General features: G+C 34.1%; 13 protein-coding genes and 1 tRNA gene. 12 read left to right on the forward strand and 2 right to left on the reverse strand.

The genetic code is table 11. From position 1 onward, the window contains the following. Window positions 1–86: 86 nt before the first annotated feature. The 8 genes from BMY39_RS11425 to BMY39_RS11460 all read left to right on the forward strand — a co-directional run bounded on the left by BMY39_RS11425 (window position 87) and on the right by BMY39_RS11460 (window position 16,672). Window positions 87–500, forward strand: a complete 414-nt coding sequence (locus BMY39_RS11425; RefSeq protein ID WP_218141009.1) for a purine-cytosine permease family protein — start codon at window positions 87–89, stop codon at window positions 498–500. Window positions 501–1,355: 855 nt separating this feature from the next. Next, window positions 1,356–5,231 (forward strand): two-component regulator propeller domain-containing protein, encoded by a 3,876-nt coding sequence (locus BMY39_RS11430; protein WP_092579739.1) that lies wholly within the window; start codon window positions 1,356–1,358, stop codon window positions 5,229–5,231. A 238-nt stretch (window positions 5,232–5,469) separates the two neighbouring features. Next, on the forward strand, window positions 5,470–7,077 hold the full coding sequence (locus BMY39_RS11435; RefSeq protein ID WP_092579741.1) for an MFS transporter: 1,608 nt from the start codon (window positions 5,470–5,472) through the stop codon (window positions 7,075–7,077). A gap of 11 nt (window positions 7,078–7,088) precedes the next feature. Continuing rightward, a complete protein-coding gene (locus BMY39_RS11440) occupies window positions 7,089–9,527 on the forward strand; it encodes a glycoside hydrolase family 94 protein (protein ID WP_092579743.1) in 2,439 nt (812 codons plus the stop codon). A gap of 15 nt (window positions 9,528–9,542) precedes the next feature. Next, window positions 9,543–10,976 (forward strand): MFS transporter, encoded by a 1,434-nt coding sequence (locus BMY39_RS11445; protein ID WP_092579745.1) that lies wholly within the window; start codon window positions 9,543–9,545, stop codon window positions 10,974–10,976. Window positions 10,977–11,009: 33 nt separating this feature from the next. After that, window positions 11,010–13,424: a glycoside hydrolase family 94 protein gene (locus tag BMY39_RS11450; protein ID WP_092579747.1), complete on the forward strand. Its 2,415-nt coding sequence runs from the start codon at window positions 11,010–11,012 to the stop codon at window positions 13,422–13,424. Between the two features lie 18 nt (window positions 13,425–13,442). Further along, window positions 13,443–14,921, forward strand: a complete 1,479-nt coding sequence (locus BMY39_RS11455; protein WP_092579749.1) for a sulfatase — start codon at window positions 13,443–13,445, stop codon at window positions 14,919–14,921. Window positions 14,922–14,923: 2 nt separating this feature from the next. Then, window positions 14,924–16,672 carry a glycoside hydrolase family 3 protein gene (locus BMY39_RS11460; protein WP_092579751.1) on the forward strand — a complete coding sequence of 583 codons (1,749 nt, stop codon included), beginning with the start codon at window positions 14,924–14,926 and terminating at the stop codon, window positions 16,670–16,672. A 168-nt stretch (window positions 16,673–16,840) separates the two neighbouring features. Here BMY39_RS11460 and BMY39_RS11465 read toward each other — a convergent pair whose 3' ends face one another. Next, the gene (locus BMY39_RS11465; RefSeq protein ID WP_092579753.1) at window positions 16,841–17,074 is read right to left on the reverse strand and encodes a (4Fe-4S)-binding protein; all 234 of its coding nucleotides are present in this window, start codon (window positions 17,072–17,074) and stop codon (window positions 16,841–16,843) included. A gap of 128 nt (window positions 17,075–17,202) precedes the next feature. Then, on the reverse strand, window positions 17,203–18,792 hold the full coding sequence (locus BMY39_RS11470) for a peptide chain release factor 3 (protein ID WP_092579755.1): 1,590 nt from the start codon (window positions 18,790–18,792) through the stop codon (window positions 17,203–17,205). A gap of 127 nt (window positions 18,793–18,919) precedes the next feature. Here BMY39_RS11470 and idi point away from each other — a divergent pair, with 127 nt between their 5' ends. The 4 genes from idi to BMY39_RS11490 all read left to right on the forward strand — a co-directional run bounded on the left by idi (window position 18,920) and on the right by BMY39_RS11490 (window position 20,417). After that, window positions 18,920–19,444 (forward strand): isopentenyl-diphosphate Delta-isomerase, encoded by a 525-nt coding sequence (gene idi / locus BMY39_RS11475; RefSeq protein ID WP_092579757.1) that lies wholly within the window; start codon window positions 18,920–18,922, stop codon window positions 19,442–19,444. Next, window positions 19,441–19,851 carry a 6-pyruvoyl trahydropterin synthase family protein gene (locus BMY39_RS11480; RefSeq protein ID WP_092579759.1) on the forward strand — a complete coding sequence of 137 codons (411 nt, stop codon included), beginning with the start codon at window positions 19,441–19,443 and terminating at the stop codon, window positions 19,849–19,851. The genes idi and BMY39_RS11480 overlap by 4 nt, the downstream gene beginning before the upstream one ends. Window positions 19,852–20,012: 161 nt before the next feature. Continuing rightward, on the forward strand, window positions 20,013–20,282 hold the full coding sequence (locus BMY39_RS11485; RefSeq protein WP_092579761.1) for a hypothetical protein: 270 nt from the start codon (window positions 20,013–20,015) through the stop codon (window positions 20,280–20,282). Between the two features lie 61 nt (window positions 20,283–20,343). Further along, window positions 20,344–20,417: transfer RNA gene (locus BMY39_RS11490), tRNA-Thr, on the forward strand. The last annotated feature ends 46 nt before the right edge of the window (window positions 20,418–20,463 follow it).

The raw sequence follows: 20,463 nt of genomic DNA on the forward strand, positions 1-20,463 counted from the left end.
GCGACCAAATTAAACTAACGGGCTATATTTCTGCCAGTCCTACAGTTTTAGCTTAGAGCGTTGTAGGATGGACTGGTATTATATGTGTGATTATAGCTGGTTGGACAACTGCTAACCCTACTATTTATAGAGCAGGTTTAGCTTTTCAAAGTTTGTTTTCGTCTAAATCTAAAGCATATTCTGGAGTAATTTTAGCAGGTATCGTAGCAACAATAGCAGGTTTGTTTCCTGCGTTTGCGATGAAGTTACTCGGTTTTGTAGCGCTTTACGGGTTTATATTAGCACCGTTTGGTGCTATAGTTGTGTTTGAGCACTTCTTTCATAAAAAGGCAGGTATTGTTAAAAATTATGCCGAAGTAGCTAATTTATCTTTCAATAAATCTGTATTTTGGGCTTGGGTAATAAGTTTTGGATTGTTTTACTTTATATCGTTACAATTTGATGTGTTTTTATCTTTTGTTACACTTCCTGCTTGGTTATTATGTGGATTCCTTTTTTAGTCTTGAGTAAGTATGCCCAAAGAAGATAGCTAGTAGTTTTAGGTTTAAAATGTTTTATCACATGAATTTATTGGCTTTTAAAATGTAATTATTAACTATCAATAAACTTACATCTCTTAATTCCTAGTTTATAATCGATTTGATAATTTAATAAATATTTGAGTTTTTATTGTCAAGTTATCATGTGTATAAATATTATACACAACATAACAGAATTATGGGAATTTAAATCAATAAGTTTAAATGTAGAATATAAAAGCAGTATAATCAAAATTAAACTCGAAATTCTGGAAAGAATTAATCCGTGATTAACACCGACTTTCCGAACAAAAATTCACTAAGAAAATAAAGGCTTTATAGGCAACAGCTCGAAATACATTCAATAAATTTTCATAAAAATTTGGAGTTTGAAGACGATACGATGGTAGGTGCTATTGGAGTAACAAACTATCGTATTAATAAATAAATACTATGTAAAAGTACACGAGCGTTAAGTGAATATTTAGCGATAGGTACTTACAATTAGGTGTACATATAAAAAGAGAAACTATTTTAGCAGTTTTTAAAACTTTACATCAATAAGATAAAAGCGAGTTTAATTTACAGACTTTAAGTACTATTTTGAGATAAAATTGTTATAATATGAGAAAGTCGCTTTCCATACAACTTCGAATATTCCCTTGTATTCCGTTAAATTACCTTTAGGCATATTCTGTGCCATATTATTTCTGCAAAAACGTAAAAATATCATCAAAAATTATGTCTCTTTAATTTCTCTATTTATATTGGGCTTGGATAATCTAGTATTTTTTTTTGAAGCATTTTAAAATTACATTCTTAATCAGTATATGTCTTTTGAGTTTCTTTTATTTTGAAGCTCAGAACAGGGTTGAATTTCAAAAACTTATTGGAGATAATAGCATATCTCAAAGCATAACATATGATGTAGCGCAAGATAGTGTTGGTAATGTGTGGGTGGCTTCTGAAGAAGGTGTGTTAAAACACGATTCAAAGGAATTTAGTATATATAATTCATATAAAGGTCTTCCAGAAACTATTAGTAATTGGATAAAAGAAATTTTTATCGACTCTAGGAATAATGTTTGGATTGGTGCTGAGAACGGTGTTTGTAAATACGATAAGAAAAAAGACAAATTTAGCTTAATAAAGAGTGAAATAGGGGTAAACCCGTCATTGGTTGAGGCCATTGGAGAAGATGCCGATGGCAACTTATGGGTTGGAGCATTTAATGGTTTATGGAAATCTTCGACAGCTTCCGAAGATTTACAATTAATTCTTGATAATTATATTATTCAGGCATTTCATATTGATAAAAATAGAATCGTTTTTGGGACTACAACCGGTTTGTTTGTTTATAATTTTAAAAGCGAGAGTGTAAGACAGATAGAATTGCCGGTTGACGAGCAAGATGTTTTAACCATAAAAAAAATAAGTAATGGGTATTTAGTAGGCACTAAAAGTGGTGATTTATTAAAGATAGATCTTGGACTTTTATATCCTGAACTGGTAAAACTGGATGTAAATATTATTCGACCAATTAGGGATTTGGTAATAACTAAGACTAAAAATATTTATTTAGGAATTGATGGACAAGGGTTATTGCTATTGAATAAAGATTTAGAAGTAATCAATCATTTTAATGAGGAGGTCGATGGGAATAAATCAATTTCAAGTAATGGTATTTACGATTTAGAAATCGGAAAAAATGGGATATTATGGATAGCTACTTATGGAGGTGGCGTAAATTTTTATGATTCTAATAAGCTACCATTTAGCCAAATTGTTCATCAAACAAATACGAAAAACAGTATAGCTTCAAATTTCACGAGGTCTATTGCAAAGGATGCTAAGGGGAATATTTGGTTTGGTACAAGACAGGGGTTAAGCATATGGAACATTAAAAAAAACACATGGCAACATATTGGGAATTTATCTAAAAGTAACGAAACGGAGAAAAGCATAATTCTTGCTCTAGAACCGGACGATGACTACATGTGGGTTGGTACCTATAATAATGGATTGTTTAAGGTGAACATACATACGTTAAGCATTACCAATTTAAACAAAACGTATAACACAAAGGATTTCTTAAACCAGATTTATGCGGTATTAAAAGATTCTAAAAATAATATTTGGTTTGGAGGTATTAGGGGGAATTTAGGCGTTATTAAAGCAAATGGTAAATATGAAACATACCCAATCAGTGAAATACGCTCTATTATTGAATCTAAAACCGGCCATATTTATGCTGTAGGTAGAAGGGGGGTCTATAAGATAAATAATGAGAATAAAAAAGAGTTCATTCTTTTAGAAAATTTAAATCCTGAGAAAGAAAATCTACCGTTTTCAACCATTAATGGCATTAATGAAAAAAGCGATGGTACGTTAGTTTTAGCTACGAGCGGTGCGGGATTAGTGTATTACAGTCCTGAAGAAAATGAAATACATAAATTAACGATGAGAACCGGGCTACCCTCAGACATAGTTCAGGGGTTGTTACCGCAAAATGATAGTACACTTTGGGCAAGTACTACAAAAGGCCTAACTCAAATAATCACAACAGGCACTGATACCATAATTAATATTTTCGATAAAAAGGATGGACTGGCAAGTACCGAATATAATTATGGAAGTTTTGAACGCCTCAACGATACATTGTTTGCTTTTGGCGGAGTAGATGGTGTAACTATGTTTAACCCAAATAATATTAAGGGAAAATCATATAAGCCAATTATTGAATTTGAAGAGTTTAAACTGTTTAACAAAAAGGTAGAACCTGGTGAATTGCCATTGAGCCAGCATATTAATGAAACTAATACTATTGATTTAAAAAGTAATGAAAACTCCATAGAGATTAGATTTATTGGTGTTTTGCAAAATGCGGCATCAAAAATTAAATATACATGGAAATTAGAGGGATTTAGCGAGTCTTGGTCAATCCCTAGTACAACAAATTTTGCAACATTTACTAATTTAAACTCAGGAGAATATAATTTTAGAGTAAGAGCATCCAATGGTTATGGCGAATATGGACAAGAACGAGTGTTAAAAATTAGTATTGCGTCACCATGGTGGGCCACGTCTGAAGCCTTCGTAATTTATGCAATTTTAATTATTCTGGGCATAGTTACAATAGTTTATATAACGAGTGTAATTGTGAAAAAGAAAAATGCGGATGATCAGATTCAATTCTTTAATAACATTACACATGAAATTAAAACACCTCTAGCCATTTTACTGTCATCGTTAGAGAATATTACCGTTAGTTCAGATACCAACGTAAAGTCTAAAAAAAGAATAAAAAGCACAGTTAAGCGCATTAACTCATTGTTTGAGCAAATGTTAAATTTCCATAGAGTGTCTTCACAAGATTTTAAGTCTCAAGATGTAACGGCTATAGATTTAAATAGTCATATAAAACAGCTAATAAAAGACTTTAACCCGTTAATAAAAGAACATAATCTAAACTTAGAAATTATTAATAAATGGGGAAAAGAGCCATTTTATTTTGATATAGGTGTTTTAGATAAAATTATTCTCAATTTACTTTCAAACGCAATTAAATATTCAAATGATAATGGGAATATTTATGTGTCTTTAAAAAAAGGTAAATTAAACAGCTTAAAAATTGAAGTTAAAGACGAAGGTTTGGGTATTCCTAAAGACCAACAAAAGTATATACTTAACAGATATTACAGGGCAAGAAATGTTATAAATAGTCAACGTCCAGGAACAGGTTTGGGACTTATAATGGTTAAACGACTTGTTGAGAAGACTAAAGGGAGTATTAAATTTGAAAGTGAAGAAAGTAAGGGGACAGTATTTACGGTAATACTAAAAAGTTTTAGGTTTGAATACGAAAATAGTAGAGCAAATAATACTTCACCAAAACAAAACAAAGTTGAAAATGAGGATACATCAGAAATTCATGAATTTAGTGATAGCAAAATCTTGATTGTAGAAGATAATGATGAGTTAAGAGAAGAATTGGTTAATACCTTGGGGACATACTTTCAAACTTTTGAAGCCAAGAATGGAAAAGAAGGCTTAGATGTTGCCTCGCAAGTATTTCCTGATCTGATTTTAACAGATTTAATCATGCCAGAGATGGACGGTATGGAAATGTCTCAAATTTTAAAGGACGATATTAACCTAAATCATATCCCAGTATTTATGCTAACGGTGCTCCAAAATTCTATGCAAAAAATAGAAAGCCTAAAAAGTGGTATTACAGAGTACATTGAAAAACCAGTGGATGTAGATTTGCTCTTGGCTAAAATGGCAAATGTGTTAAAATGGCAAAAGCAGTTAAGAAAAAAGTATGTTCACGAAACTGATATTGAAAATGCAAACATTTTTAGAAATGAAAATGACCAGGAATTCATAAAAAAATTAGAAGAAGTTATTATTAAAAACTTGGGTGATAGTGCGTTTTCGGTTCATAATTTAGCTAGTGAAGTTGGAATGAGCAGAACTTCACTTTACATGAAACTTAAAAATTTAGTGGATTTATCACCTCAAGATTTTATTATCAATGCTAAATTAAAGTTTGCAAAAAATTTAATTATCCAAGGTAAAAAAAGTATTAAAGAGGTGGCCTATAGTTCTGGGTTTTCAAACCCTAAATATTTTAGTACATCTTTCAAGAAGTTTTATGGTACTACACCGACAGGATATATAGATGATCTTAAAAAATCTAAAAATCCTTGAGCTTAAAAATTATCAATTAGCCTTTTAGTTTAAAAAGAATTTAGCTTTTTAAATATATCAAAATCAACTTTTCAATCTCGAAGGAACTATGCGTTTCATGTTAGATTATTATCTAAATGTATATGATGCGTATGTTATTTGACAATATAAAGACCACTTCTGATTTTAAATAGACCATTACTCTTTACTATAAACTTAATTTTACTGTTGGTAAATTATCTACCAGTAATTTTTTGAAATGGTCAAACTAAAATTAAGAGAAAAAATTGGTTATGCGCTAGGAGATGGTGCTGCAAATATTGCATGGCGTGGTGTAGCTACATTTTTATTTATTTTTTATACTGATGTTTTTGGTTTAAACCCAGTTACCGTTGGGGTGTTGTTTTTAGTGGCGCGTTTTAGTGATGGTATTAGTGATGTTCTTATGGGAATAATAGGCGATAGAACAAAATCTAGATATGGTAAATTTCGGCCTTGGATTTTATGGACCGCTATTCCTTTAGCTGTGATTTTATCTTTATTGTTTACTAATCCAGGTTTTTCTGATTCTGGTAAAATAGTTTACGCTTACATAACTTACATAATGTTTACCCTAATTTATACGGCGAATAACATTCCCTATGGGGCGTTAATGGCGGTTATGACTGGTGATGATAAAGAACGTGCCAGTTTAGGTTCATACAGGATGGTAGGGGCATTTGCAGGCGGTATGTTGGTACAAGGTGCGTTGTTGTTTTTGGTAGCTTATTTTGGTAATATTAATCCTGATGTTAACATTCAAAAGGTTGGAGCAGATAGTTATAAAATAGCAGTATCAACAAATAAGTCGGTTGAGAACGTAAATATTAAAACTGAAAATGGAATAGGAGAGTTTATCTGGCTAGATGAAGTTGTTGAAAAAAATGAGCCTACTACGAGCAAAAGTTTTTCAATGAAAGCCAATACAACTTATAATCTCTTAGTAACCGGTGAATCAAATTTAAAGGCTTCAGACATCTCGATAATAAATCAAAAAACAGGCTACAGTAATGCCATGTACCTTATGTCTGTTTTTCTTGCTGTGTTGTTGTTAATTACATTTTTCACTACTAAGGAACGTGTTGAGCCTCCCAAAACTCAAAAAAACAACTTATTACAAGATTTTAAAGATTTAGTTGCTAATCAACCATGGTTAATTCTATTGCTAGTTGGTTTGTTGTTCAATATTTATAATGCTATAAAGCAAGGTATTGTTGTAATTTATTTTACTCATTATTTAAACAATCAACTTCTGTCGGCTTCATTTTTAGTAGGTTTAATGGTTGCTTCAATTATAGGGGCAATGGTTACAGCACCATTAAGCAAAAGGTTTGGTAAGCGAAACTTATTTATTTACGCATTACTGTTTTCAGGTGCAGTAAATAGTTTGTTTTTGTTCTGTAAGCCTGGAAATGTGGAAGCTATTTTTGCTATAGGCATCATCTCTGAATTTGCAGCCGCTATTTTTCCGACCTTGTTTTTTGTAATGTTAGGTGATGCCGCAGACTACTCAGAATATAAAAATAACAGAAGGGCAACTGGTTTAATTTATTCAGCTGGTTCGTTCGCAACCAAATTTGGTGGCGGAATTGCTGGTGCCATTATAGGTTTAGTTCTAGGAATGTTCCACTATAACGGTCAAGATGCAGTTTCTATTGAAGGAGCGATTCCAGGAATAATAATGTTAATGAGTTGGATACCGGCAATTATAACAGCACTAGCAGCGGCCTTAATGATGTTTTACCCTTTAACGCAAACAAAGCTTTCTATAATAACAAACGAGTTGCATGCCAGACGACTCAATGAACAACATATAAATACGATTTAAACTTTAAACGAATGAAATACGGACATTTTGACGACGATAACAGAGAATACGTAATCACAAACCCAGCCACACCATTTCCATGGATTAACTATTTGGGAGATAAAGATTTTTTCTCTTTAATATCGAATACAGCTGGAGGGTATTCCTTTTACAAAGATGCTAAATTTAGAAGGTTGAACCGTTACCGTTATAACAATGTGCCTATGGATGATGGTGGGCGTTATTTTTACATCAACGATGGGGATTCGGTCTGGAATCCAGGATGGAAACCTTCAAAAACCGAATTAGACCATTACGAGTGCCGCCATGGTATGAACTACACAAAAATTTCAGGTGAAAAAAATGGTATAAAAGCAGAATGTTTGTTTTTTGTACCGCTAGGAACTTGGGCTGAAATTCAAAAAATCACACTTTCCAATACATCAAATGAAGTTAAGAAGTTTAAGTTCTTTTCATACAACGAGTGGGCTTTATGGAATGCCGCTACAGATATGGAAAACTTTCAACGTAATTTTAGTACTGGAGAAGTTGAGGTTGAAGGCTCTGTAATTTATCACAAAACAGAATATAGAGAACGTAGAAACCATTTTGCATACTACTCTGTTAACACAGAAATTGATGGTTTTGATACCGATAGAGAAAGTTTTGTTGGTCTTTATAATTGTCATGCGAACCCAGAAGTAGTTTTAAGCGGTAAACCAAAAAACACAGTGGCACATGGTTGGTCTCCAATTGCATCACATTACAAAGAAATTGAATTGCAACCAGGTGAAAGTACAGATTTAATCTTTGTTTTGGGGTATGTTGAAAATGCTGAAGACGATAAATGGGAATCTAAAGGTGTTATTAACAAAACCAAAGCAAAAGAAGTTATAGCAAAATTTAATACTACTGCAAAAGTTGAAGCAGCATTATCAGAATTACGTGCGTATTGGGATGATATTTTAGACCGATTTATAATTGACTCTGGAGATGAAAGATTAGACCGTCAAGTAAACATCTGGAACCAATACCAGTGTATGATAACCTTTAACTTCTCACGGTCAGCATCATATTTTGAAAGTGGTATTGGCAGAGGCATGGGCTTCCGCGATTCTAATCAAGATTTAATTGGTTTTGTGCACCAGGCACCAGAAAGAGCTAGACAAAGAGTTATCGATATTGCATCTACACAGTTCCCAGATGGTGGCTGTTATCACCAATACCAACCGCTTACAAAAGGAGGTAACAACGAAGTTGGAGGAGGGTTTAACGACGACCCAATGTGGTTAATCCTAGGGGTAACGAGCTATATTAAAGAATCAGGAGATTTTTCAATTCTTGATGAAATGGTGCCTTTTGATAACGATGAGAGTTTGGCGCAGACTATGTTCAATCATTTAACAATTTCATTTAATCATGTGGTGAATAATCTAGGGCCTAACAAGTTACCGTTAATAGGTCGCGCTGACTGGAACGATTGTCTAAACCTTAACTGCTTCTCTATGAATCCTAACGAGTCGTTCCAAACTACAGAGAACAACTCAGAAGGGTCGAAGGCAGAATCTTTAATGATTGCTGGTTTATTTGTGTATTATGGTCGTGAGTATATCGACTTATGTAAAGTTATTGGTAAAGAGGAAGAAGCTGCTCGTGCACAACAAGAAGTGGATAATATGGTTGAAGCCATTAAACAAAACGGTTGGGATGGCGAATGGTTCTTGAGAGCTTACGATTTTTACGGTAATAAAATTGGTAGCAATGAAAACGAAGAAGGTAAAATCTTCATCGAATCCAACGGATTTTGCACCATGGCAAAGATTGGTGACGATGAAGGTATGTGTGAGAAGGCTTTAGATGCTGTAAAAGAGCGTTTAGATACCAAATACGGAATTGTTTTAAACAACCCAGCTTACACGACATATAGAATAGAAATGGGTGAGATTTCAACCTATCCTCCTGGGTATAAAGAAAACGCAGGTATTTTCTGCCATAATAATCCTTGGATTATGATTGGAGAAACCGAATTAGGTAGAGGGGACCAAGCATACGAATACTATACAAAAATAGCTCCTGCATTTTTAGAAGACATCCAGGAGTTACATAAAACAGAGCCATACGTTTATTCTCAAATGATTGCAGGTAAAGATGCATTTAAACCTGGAGAGGCTAAAAACTCTTGGTTAACGGGTACAGCTGCATGGAACTATGCGGCCATTACACAACACATACTAGGTATTAGGCCGGCTTTACAAGGTATGCTAATAGATCCTTGTATTCCAACAAAATGGGATGGTTTTAAAGTGAGTAGGAAATTTAGAGGTTATACCTTAAATATAGAAGTTAAAAATCCCAATCATATATCTAAAGGTGTTAAACAAATAACGATAGATGGGAAGCCCATTGAGGGTAATTTAATTCCAGTATTAGAAAAAGGTAAAACATATAATGTAAACGTTACTCTAGGGTAATTTAAATAAATAAATATGATAGATGAAACCAAAGTAGCGCCTTTAGTTAAAGAAGAAGACAAAGTTCCATTTCTTAAAAAACTTGCGTATGCCGCAGGTGGTCCCGTAGATATTCTTGGAGTTTGGGTCATGGTAAGTGTAGCCTACCAAGTATTCAATTTCGAATTAAAAATGCCACCAACCTATGTGGCTATTATTTTAATGTCTTTACGTTTATGGGATGGTGTCATGGATCCTTTAATGGGGTGGATTTCAGACAACTTCCGATCTAAATGGGGAAGAAGAAGACCATTCATTTTAGTAGGTGCAATTTTAGCAGGTATCACCTATCCTTTTATTTGGTGGTTTCCAACAGATATGAGTCAAGAAGGCATCATGTTTTGGGTAATAGGTTTTGGAATTTTATTCTACACCTGTTTTACAGTTTGGGCAATGCCGTACCAAAGTATGCTTATGGAAATGACCCCAGATTACAATGAACGCACAAGGGTTGCTGAGATTAGAAGTTATTTTCAAACCGTAGCAGGCTTTTTTAACGGCTGGGTTTGGTGGTTAAGTATGTTGCCAATCTTCTTTATTGATGGGGTTGCTAGTCCTGTAAACGGTATGCGTTACATCAGTATTTTTATTGCTGTTATTATTTTGGTTTTAGGTGTTTTGCCTGCCATTTTTGTAAAAGAACGCTATTATGAATCCGATTTAATTCAAAATCAAAAACAAGTAAAATTAACAGATAGTTTAAAGGAAACGTTTTCAAATAGGCCATTTCTAATTTTATGCGGTTTAACAATTTTCTTCCTATTGGCGACGTCCATTTTTGATAGCTATGGAAGGTATGTGGGTACTTATTATGTTTTAGGTGGTGACTGGAATGAAGGTGCAAAGTTTGCCGGATATGGAACAGTAATATACATGGCGTTTAGCTTTATGTTTATTCCTTTATTTAGAAAGCTTTCAGAAAAAATAGGAAAACCAAAGGTGTTAATGATTTCTATGCTTTTAGTTGTCATTGCCGTGACCACAACATGGTGGACATTCACACCTTCTAACCCATGGTTAATGCTAATGAATACTGCTTTTATTGGGGCGGGTTATGCTGGTTTGTGGCTTATGATTCCTTCTATGCAAGTAGATGTAGTAGATTACGATGAATTAAAAACTGGTGAACGTCGCGAAGGCAGTTTTGCTTCAATATTCTCATGGGTATTAAAATTCAGCTTCGTTATTGGATTTATGATTTCTGGCCCTCTAATTGAACTTACAGGTTTCGATGCCAATTTAGATGAAGCGCAGCCAGAAGGTGTTTATAGCTTTATGCGTGCTGGCTTTTTGGCCATACCAATTGTAGCACTACTTATTGCCATATTATTACTAAGAATATTTCCAATAACCGCTAAAAAAGCAGCTGAAATAAGAGTACAGCTCGAAGAACGACGAGGTAAAGTTTAGAATATAAAATTTAGAAAATTAAATTATTAAAAAATGAAATACGGATATTTTGACGACAACAAAAGAGAGTATATAATTACAAACCCTAAAACACCAGTAAAATGGACCAACTACGTGGGGACATTAGAGTTTGGTGGTATTGTAGACCAAACTGGTGGTTCTTTAATTTGTAAAGGCGACCCAGCCCTTAACAGAATTGTAAAATATATTCCACAGTTACCTAGTTCAGATTTTAAGGGTGAAACACTGTATGTACGTTTTAAGGATGAAAACGGAAACTACAAAGTGTTCTCTCCATTCTATGTTCCAACTTTAGATGATTACGATTTGTATGAATGTCATGTAGGTTTATCATACCAAAAAATTGTATCTGAATTTTACGGGATAAGAACAGAAGCAACCATTTTTGTACCTACAGGTGAAAATAGGGTAATCCGTAAAATTGAGATAAAAAACATAAGTGGAAAGGACTTAGAAATAGATGTAATTCCTATTGTAGAATTTACGCATTTTGATGCATTAAAACAATATACGAATGCAGACTGGTGTCCGCAAACCATGACTATGCGTGCAACTAAGAATGCAGATGGTACGGTGCTATTACGTCAGTACGCCTTCATGAAAAAAGAGTTCGAAAACAACTTTTTCACCTCTAATTATCCAGTAGACTCCTTTCAAACCGATAGAAAGTTATTCTTAGGGGATAACGAATATGGTACTTGGAAAAACCCATTAGAACTTCAAAATGAAAGTTTATCAAATTTTGAATCAAATAGAGGAGATAACATCGCTGCATTATTGCACAAATTAGGTACCGTTAAAGATGGTGAAACCAAAACGATAGTTACCCAATTAGGGCAGGAAGAACCTGGTACAATTGCGGAAAATGCAGAAAAGTACAAAAGTATAGCAGAAGTAGATAAGGCCTTTAAAGCATTAGAAAAATTCTGGGACGATTATTTATCAAATGCAGAATTCCATACGCCAAATGCAGCGTTCAATTCTATGGTAAACATCCATAATCCACGTCAGTGTCATACCACGTATAACTGGTCGCGTTACTTGTCATTGTACCAATTAGGTTTAGGCGCAAGAGGTATTGGTTTCAGAGACAGTTCTCAAGATGTATTAGGTGTACTTTCGGCTATGCCGCAAAAAGGAAAAGAGCTTATTAAAAAATTGATTTCAGTTAAAAAAGAAGACGGTTCTGCAATGCACCAATTTTTCCCATTAACTATGGAAGCCAACGAGGGTGATTCTCGTGAGGAACCACACTTAAAAGATTATTATGGTGATGATCATTTGTGGATTGTGCAGTCTGTACTGGAATATGTAAAAGAAACAGGAGATTACGACTTTCTAGATGAAGAAATCACGTTTTACGAAAAGAAAGTACCTTTAAAAGACCGTAAAAAAGCTACAGTTTTAGAGCACTTAAAACGTTCGTTGGAGTTTACCAAGAATAACTGTGGAAAGCACGGTTTACCCATGCTAGGTTTTGCCGATTGGAATGATACCGTAAACTTACCAGGTGATGCAGAAAGTATTTTTAATGCGAATTTATATGGAAAAGCATTAAATGAAATGATTGCCTTGATGAATCATTTAGGAAACACCGAATTGGCCGAACAATACAAAAAAGACCATGCGCATATGAAAGAGGTTGTAAATACACACTGTTGGGATGGCGACTGGTATTTGCGTTATTTTGAGGACAATGGCAATCCTATCGGATCTAAACAAAACAGCGAAGGGCAAATTTATACCAATGCGCAATCTTGGACCATTCTTTCAGGTTTTGCAACCGAAGAACGCGCTAAAAAATCCTTAGATGCTGTTGAGGAGAAACTAAATACTAAATTCGGAATTAAATTAAGTTATCCGGGTTATAATGGATATGATGAAAGTATTGGTGGTGTTTCTACATACCCTCCAGGGGCAAAAGAAAATGGAGGCATCTTTTTACACTCAAATCCTTGGGTAATGATTGCTGAAACCATGATGGGTAATGGAGACAGAGCGTTCCAGTATTACAATCAAATTAACCCAGCGTCTAAAAACGATATTATAGATACTTTTGAATGTGATCCATACTGCTATCCACAAAACATATTAGGGGATGAGCACCCTCAATTTGGATTAGCGAGGAACTCGTGGTTATCAGGAACATCATCTTGGACCTATCAAGCAGCTACTAAATACATCATGGGTGTGCGCCCTGACCATAAAGGACTCATTATCGACCCTTGTATTCCAAAAGCTTGGGATGGTTACACAGGCGTTAGAAAGTTTAGAGATGCTACCTATAATATTACAGTGAAAAACCCGAATAACGTGTCTAAAGGCTATAAATCTATGCTAGTAGATGGCAAAGAAATAGAAGGTAATATTGCGCCTATTTTCGGCAATGGTAAGGAGCATACAGTAGAAATAACTTTAGGAGAATAAAAGTAAATTATTTTAAAAATGAAGACATATAAATTATTCAATGCCTTATTGGTTTTAATTATAATCACAGTATTTTCTTGTAAGGATGAAACAAAAAAAGAAGAAGCTTCTGTAGAGAAACCTAAAAACATCTTGTTTATAGCGGTGGACGACCTAAAGCCCTTAATGGGAGCTTATGGACATGAAGATATTAAAACCCCAAATATAGATAAGCTAGCGGCCAATGGCTTTGTTATGCAAAACAGCCATTGCCAACAAGCGGTTTGTGGACCTTCAAGAGCAAGTCTTCTTACAGGAAAACGTCCAGATTATACACAAGTTTGGGATTTGAAAACCTTGATAAGAGATAAAAATCCAGACATTGTAACCATGCCACAATATTTCAAGCAAAATGGTTATGAAACTGCGGCAATCGGTAAGATTTTTGATTTCAGGTCCGTGGACAAAGGCAATGATTCCATTTCTTGGACATATCCTTACGATAATTTTAAACACCATTCTGAAATTGGAAGGGAATACATTAAGAATAAGGAACGGGTATCTTACGAAATCGTTAATGTACCTGATAGCTTGACGGCAGATGGAGAAGTAGTAAGAAGAACAGTTAGACAATTGCGTAAGTTTGCCGAGGGTGATAAGCCATTTTTTATGGCAACTGGATTTTATAAACCGCACCTTCCATTTGTAGCTCCTAAAAAATATTGGGATATGTATCCTTTGGATTCTATTAGATTTCCAGAATACATGAAAGCCCCAGAAGGTGCTCCGGCCTATGCTACACAACCTAGTTGGGAGTTAAGGGGTGGTTATGCCGATATTCCAAACGATTATAATACGCCTATCCCTGTAGAAAAACAAAAACGAGTGATTCAAGGGTATTATGCTTGTGTATCTTTCATAGACCAACAAATCGGTAATGTTTTAGACGAATTAGATCGATTAGGCCTAAGAGAAAATACAGTAATTGTACTTTGGGGCGACCACGGTTGGCATTTAGGCGATCATAATATGTATTGTAAACACACCAATTATGAGCAATCTACAAAGTCGCCGTTAATCTTTTCTGCAGGAAAAGATAAAATAGGAGAGTCCTTTTCACCAACAGAATTTGTAGATGTTTATCCGACTCTTTTAGAGTTGGCAGGCGTTGAATCTCCAGGGAATTTAGACGGAGTTAGTTTGGTGCCATTAATGGAAAAGAAAGTAAATAAGGTGAAGGATTTTGCAGTAAGTCAGTTTCCTAGAGATAGTGATAAAATGGGCTATACATTCAGAAACGATAGGTATCGTTATACCGTTTGGATTAAAGATGAGCAACCTTACGAAAGTAATAGAAACATTGATGAAGCTGAAATAGTAGCCGAAGAGTTTTACGATTACAAAGCAGACCCATTAGAAACTAAAAATCTTATTGCCGAAGAGGTTTATCAAGATGCAAAAGCAGATTTAAAAACAAAAGCTATAGCCTATTTTAAAAGTCAAGAAACCAACAAGTAAATATGAAGATTTACATACAGAATGTTTTAATAATAGTAACGCTATGCGTTACTATTATTAGTTGTAATAAATCCAAAGAAAGTAAATTGCCGGAAGCCCTACCTTATAATTTTACGTCTAAAGATACCACTTGGAAAAGTTTGTCATTACGTGAAAAAATTGGGCAAACAATGATTATAAGGGCTTACCATGATACCCATGTGCAGCAATTTGGTTCTATCGATAGTATGATGCAACAGTATCCTGTTGGAGGCCTGTTTATACCTTATTGGGACTATTTATTTAAGCCACCCAGAGAACAAGTGATTCCTAGCATAAAAAATGCTATTGCTGCTTATGAGCGTGCTTCAAGATTTCCTGTTATTGTTACAGAGGACTTTGAAAGAGGTGTTGGAAGCATTTATAATGAATTTACAAATATGCCTTCAGAAATGGCTTTAGGTGCTGCAAATAAACCTGAATTAGCTTATAAGTTCGGGAATGCTGTTGCTAAAGAATCTAGTTCCATTGGTGTTAATTGGTTATTGCACCCTTTAGTAGATTTAAATATGAATCCGTTGCAGGATTTAATTGTAGAACGTGCTATTTCAGATGATGCTACTAGAGCATACCCATTGCTTAAAGCGCAAATTGAAGGCATGCATAAGCAAGGTGTTGTAGCCACCATTAAGCATTTTCCTGGAGATGGAGCAACTATAAAAAATCAACATTTTATTACATCGGCCAATAATTTATCTATTAACGATTGGAATGCTACGTTTGGTACAATGTATCAAAATATGATAAATGATGGTATACCCTGTATCATGGTGGGCCATATTCGGTTTCCTGCTTATCAAAAAGAAAAACTAAACGGTGTTTTGCCTCCTGCCACACTGTCTGAAGAGTTAATGGTCGGTTTATTAAAAGAAAAAATGAAATTCAATGGCGTAATTATGTCTGATGCCTTAAATATGGGAGGTGCCGCTGGCTATTATGATAATGAGTTAGAAACCTCACTAGCTGCATTTAAAGCTGGAGTCGATATGGTGCTTTGGCCTACACTTAAGTTTATGGATTCTTTAGAAGTGCGTATTCAGCGAGGTGATATTCCTATGTCACGATTGGATGATGCTGTAGAACGTATTTGGGGTGTGCGTGAAAAGTATAGTTTATTACATAAAAAAGACCCTATTTTTTATAATTTAACTGAAAAGGATGCGGAAATTATTTCTAGAGATGCAACTGAAATTGCCGATAATGCGGTTACCTTACTGTCAGATTCTGCTAATATTCCTTTAAAGCCAGAAATCCATAAGCGATTAGCTATCGTTAATTTAAGCCATGAGGATAGAACTACCGAACTTCGTTTTACTCAAAATCTTTTGAAAGAAAGAGGCTTTGAAGTAGATACCATATTACACAACCCGAGTTTCTTTGATTGGGGCGAAAAACTTAATGACTTCAAAAAATACGATAAGATAATTGTGGCTTTCGAAAACCGCTACTTTAGTCCGTTAGGGGCATCTTTATTAAAAGATAAGGAAGCTATGGGGGTTTGGACGATGGGCATGTTACCACAAGATCATATTATTGCGGTGTCCTATAGCAACCCATATTACGTAAATTTCTATTTTGAAAATGCTTATATAGCCATTAATGCCTATAGTTTAGATACATTTTCACAACAAGCAGTCGTTAGAGCATTGACTGGTGAAATTCCATTTAAAGGTACCTCTCCAGTTAGTTTAGAACATGAGGTTTTGAAATAAGTACAATTTTTTTACAAGATAAAGACCTTGAATGAATGGCATTTCAATTAAGGTTCTTTTTCATTCAACTATTTTATTAAATATTGCAAACAATAAGCCTTATTTGAATAACTTAAATAACACTATAATAGATGGTTTTTATACCTCATTTTTAGAGTTAAGTAGATTTTAAACGGCTTGTTTCTGGTTTTTCTTGTAAAACTGTAAAGCACCAGAAGGGCACTTTTTTATTTGTTTGATGATATCTTTTGTTTTGCCATCATCAAGATTTATCCAAGGAATTATAGTATCACTAAATACATTTGATAATTCTTTGGCGCATTTGCCTGATAAAGTACAGATACAAGGATCGTAAGTTACAGTAATGTCTTCGTTGCTAAATTCTTTAGATTCTATTTTCATGGTGTCATCAAATTGGGGCTTATTTGTAATTTCAAGTTATAAAATGATAAATTTCAGATTTAAAAAAATCGCTCAATCACTTAAATTGTACGATTAAAGCATAATTTTCGGTGAAATGCATGCATAAATTATTCATATTCAGAGGTAAAGTGAAATTTTATACTTGGATATTTTTGTTGTGTCATTTGCAATGAAAAAGCAGAATCGGCTAAAAACACTAATTGGTTTTGCTTGTCTTTTGCTAAAAAACGCTGCTTGACTCTCAAAAAGTCTTTATATTCTTCATTTTTTGGATCTTCAGGTTCTACCCAACAAGCTTTATGAACATTTAAATTTTCATAAGTACACTTAGCGCCATATTCATGTTCCAATCGGTATTGAATTACTTCGTACTGCAAAGCGCCAACCGTACCAATTACTTTTCTTCCATTCAGCTCTAACGTAAATAATTGTGCTACCCCTTCATCCATAAGCTGGTCTATACCTTTATAAAGCTGCTTAGCTTTCATAGGGTCAGCATTATTAATATATCTAAAATGTTCCGGAGAAAAACTAGGAACTCCTTTATAATTTAAAACTTCGCCTTCGGTTAGCGTATCGCCAATTTTAAAAGTGCCTGTATCTTGCAAACCAACGATGTCACCAGGATAGGAGATATCAACTATCTCCTTCTTTTCAGCAAAAAATGCATTTGGACTTGAAAACTTTACTTTTTTATTATGTCTAACGTGAAGGTAAGGTGTGTTGCGCTTAAATTCACCCGACACAATTTTTACAAAAGCTAAACGGTTTCTATGGTTAGGATCCATGTTGGCGTGAATCTTAAATACAAAACCAGTAAACTTTTTTTCATTGGGCTTTACTAAACGTTCTTCACTCTTTTTTGGTCTGGGTTTAGGAGCAATCTCAACAAAGCAATCCAAAAGTTCTCGAACTCCAAAATTATTAAGGGCAGAACCAAAGAAAACGGGTTGCAAGTTGCCTTCTAAGTAGGCTTCTTTATCAAATTTTGGATAAATACCTTCAACGAGCTCTATTTCTTCGCGCAGAGTATCAGCAGCAGTCTCGCCAACTAGTTTATCTAATTCTGGAGAAGATAAATCTTTAATTTCAGTTGTTTCTTCAATGTTTTTTCGGCTATCTCCACTAAATAAATTAATGTTTTTCTCCCAGATATTATAAATGCCTTTAAACTCGTAACCCATTCCGATAGGGAAACTTAAAGGCGTAACTTTCAAGCCTAATTTTTGCTCCACTTCATCCAATAGATCAAAAGCATCTTTTCCTTCTCTATCAAGTTTGTTTATAAAAACAATCATTGGAATATTGCGCATGCGGCAAACTTCAACAAGTTTTTCTGTTTGCTCCTCAACACCTTTTGCTACATCAATAACTACAATTACGCTGTCTACAGCGGTGAGTGTTCTAAAAGTATCTTCAGCAAAATCCTTATGCCCAGGTGTGTCTAGAATATTTATTTTAACACCATCATATTCAAAAGCTAAAACAGAAGTTGCTACAGAAATACCACGTTGGCGTTCAATTTCCATAAAGTCGCTCGTGGCGCCTTTTTTAATCTTATTGCTTTTTACAGCACCAGCCTCTTGTATGGCACCCCCAAAAAGTAATAACTTTTCCGTTAACGTGGTTTTACCAGCATCAGGATGCGAAATAATTCCAAAAGTACGTCTGCGTTCTATTTGTTTTAAAAAACTCATGATAAATGTAAAATAGAGTGCAAATATAGGTGATATTTATGCCTTTTAAAGATTTGCTTTTATTTTTTTAATCTTAAGAAATATGCAAATGAATAAAGTAATATTTTGTTTGTATTTTTGCTAAACTATGGAAGAAGAAAAAGTAATTCTTGTTAATGAACAAGATGAACAAATAGGTTTAATGCCTAAAATGGAAGCTCATGAAAAGGCGTTATTACATCGCGCTTTTTCAGTTTTTGTTTTTAATAACGATAATGAGTTAATGTTGCAACAACGTGCGTTAACAAAGTATCACTCACCAGGATTATGGACAAATACCTGCTGTAGCCATCAAAGAGAAGGGGAAACGAATATTGAGGCTGGAAAGAGAAGATTGCAAGAAGAGATGGGCTTTGTTGTAGATTTAAAGGAAACTATAGCTTTTATCTATAAAGCACCGTTTGATAACGGACTTACGGAGTACGAATACGACCATGTTTTATTAGGAACCTATAATGGCAAACCAAATATTAATACGGAAGAAGTGGCCGATTGGAAATGGATGCCTTTAGAAGATGTAAAAGTTGATATATCATTACATCCTGAACACTATACAGCTTGGTTTAAGGTGATTTTTGAAAAGTTCTACGAACATATAAACATAAATTCATGAAAGTAACGGTTAGTAGAAAAGCACATTTTAATGCGGCACATAGATTATACAGAAAAGACTGGAGTTTTGAAAAGAACGATACTGTTTTTGGTAAATGTAACAACCCTAATTTTCATGGTCATAATTATGAATTAATTGTTAGTGTTACAGGTGAAATAGATGTTGAGACAGGATATGTAATTGATATGAAAGTTTTAAAAGATATTATTAAAAGTGAAGTAGAAGATGCTTTTGATCATAAAAACTTAAATGTAGAAGTTGCAGAATTTAAAAACTTAAATCCTACAGCCGAAAATATTGCAGTAGTTATTTATGACAAAATGAAATCTAAACTGGATAGTAATTTAGATCTTGAAATCACGCTTTATGAAACCCCTAGGAACTTTGTAACCTACGCAGGAGATTAAAGCATGAATGTTTGTTTAGGTTCAAAGGATATTACCTTAACAATTAAAAGTGTATTCTAGTTTAGATAAAAAAAGAAGTAATAAGTCAATAAAAAACAAGAAATCAACTTAAAGAATAAGAAGTTAATACTTAGATTTACAATTAATAAAAACTTAAAATTATGGCAAGCATTAGAGAGCTAAAAAAAGACATAAATTATGTGTTGGGAGATATTATTGAAGCAGTATATGTGTGGGAATATGAAAATACAGATAAGGATACCAAAAAGAGCGAGGCTATAATTGATGAAGCTATTGAGACTTTTGACGAGTTAATTGCAAAAGTTAATGATAGAAGTGTTGAAAACAGACAAAAGCATTTAAATGCTGTAAATAAGGAATTGGAAGATAGGGGTCGTGCGCTAATTGAAAAAATTAATAAACTAGGATAATTTTTATTGCGAAATGCTTTTAAATTTGCATCGGCGAATTATATTTGCAAACGCAAAACACGCCGATATAGCTCAGCTGGCTAGAGCAGCTGATTTGTAATCAGCAGGTCGTGGGTTCGAGTCCCTCTATCGGCTCTTTTAAATTACGAAAACATCAAAAAAAACCTCAAAATTTAGTTTT

The sequence above is a fragment of the Hyunsoonleella jejuensis genome, from assembly GCF_900111025.1.
GTDB lineage: Bacteria > Bacteroidota > Bacteroidia > Flavobacteriales > Flavobacteriaceae > Jejuia > Jejuia jejuensis.

Excerpts from the sequence above, each read along its gene's own strand:
- BMY39_RS11445 (WP_092579745.1), top strand. The coding sequence starts at position 9,543 with ATGATAGATGAAACCAAAGTAGCGCCTTTAGTTAAAGAAGAAGACAAA.
- BMY39_RS11465 (WP_092579753.1), bottom strand. The coding sequence starts at position 17,074 with ATGAAAATAGAATCTAAAGAATTTAGCAACGAAGACATTACTGTAACT.
- BMY39_RS11455 (WP_092579749.1), top strand. The coding sequence starts at position 13,443 with ATGAAGACATATAAATTATTCAATGCCTTATTGGTTTTAATTATAATC.
- BMY39_RS11485 (WP_092579761.1), top strand. The coding sequence starts at position 20,013 with ATGGCAAGCATTAGAGAGCTAAAAAAAGACATAAATTATGTGTTGGGA.
- idi (WP_092579757.1), top strand. The coding sequence starts at position 18,920 with ATGGAAGAAGAAAAAGTAATTCTTGTTAATGAACAAGATGAACAAATA.
- BMY39_RS11470 (WP_092579755.1), bottom strand. The coding sequence starts at position 18,792 with ATGAGTTTTTTAAAACAAATAGAACGCAGACGTACTTTTGGAATTATT.
- BMY39_RS11450 (WP_092579747.1), top strand. The coding sequence starts at position 11,010 with ATGAAATACGGATATTTTGACGACAACAAAAGAGAGTATATAATTACA.
- BMY39_RS11435 (WP_092579741.1), top strand. The coding sequence starts at position 5,470 with ATGGTCAAACTAAAATTAAGAGAAAAAATTGGTTATGCGCTAGGAGAT.
- BMY39_RS11480 (WP_092579759.1), top strand. The coding sequence starts at position 19,441 with ATGAAAGTAACGGTTAGTAGAAAAGCACATTTTAATGCGGCACATAGA.
- BMY39_RS11460 (WP_092579751.1), top strand. The coding sequence starts at position 14,924 with ATGAAGATTTACATACAGAATGTTTTAATAATAGTAACGCTATGCGTT.
- BMY39_RS11440 (WP_092579743.1), top strand. The coding sequence starts at position 7,089 with ATGAAATACGGACATTTTGACGACGATAACAGAGAATACGTAATCACA.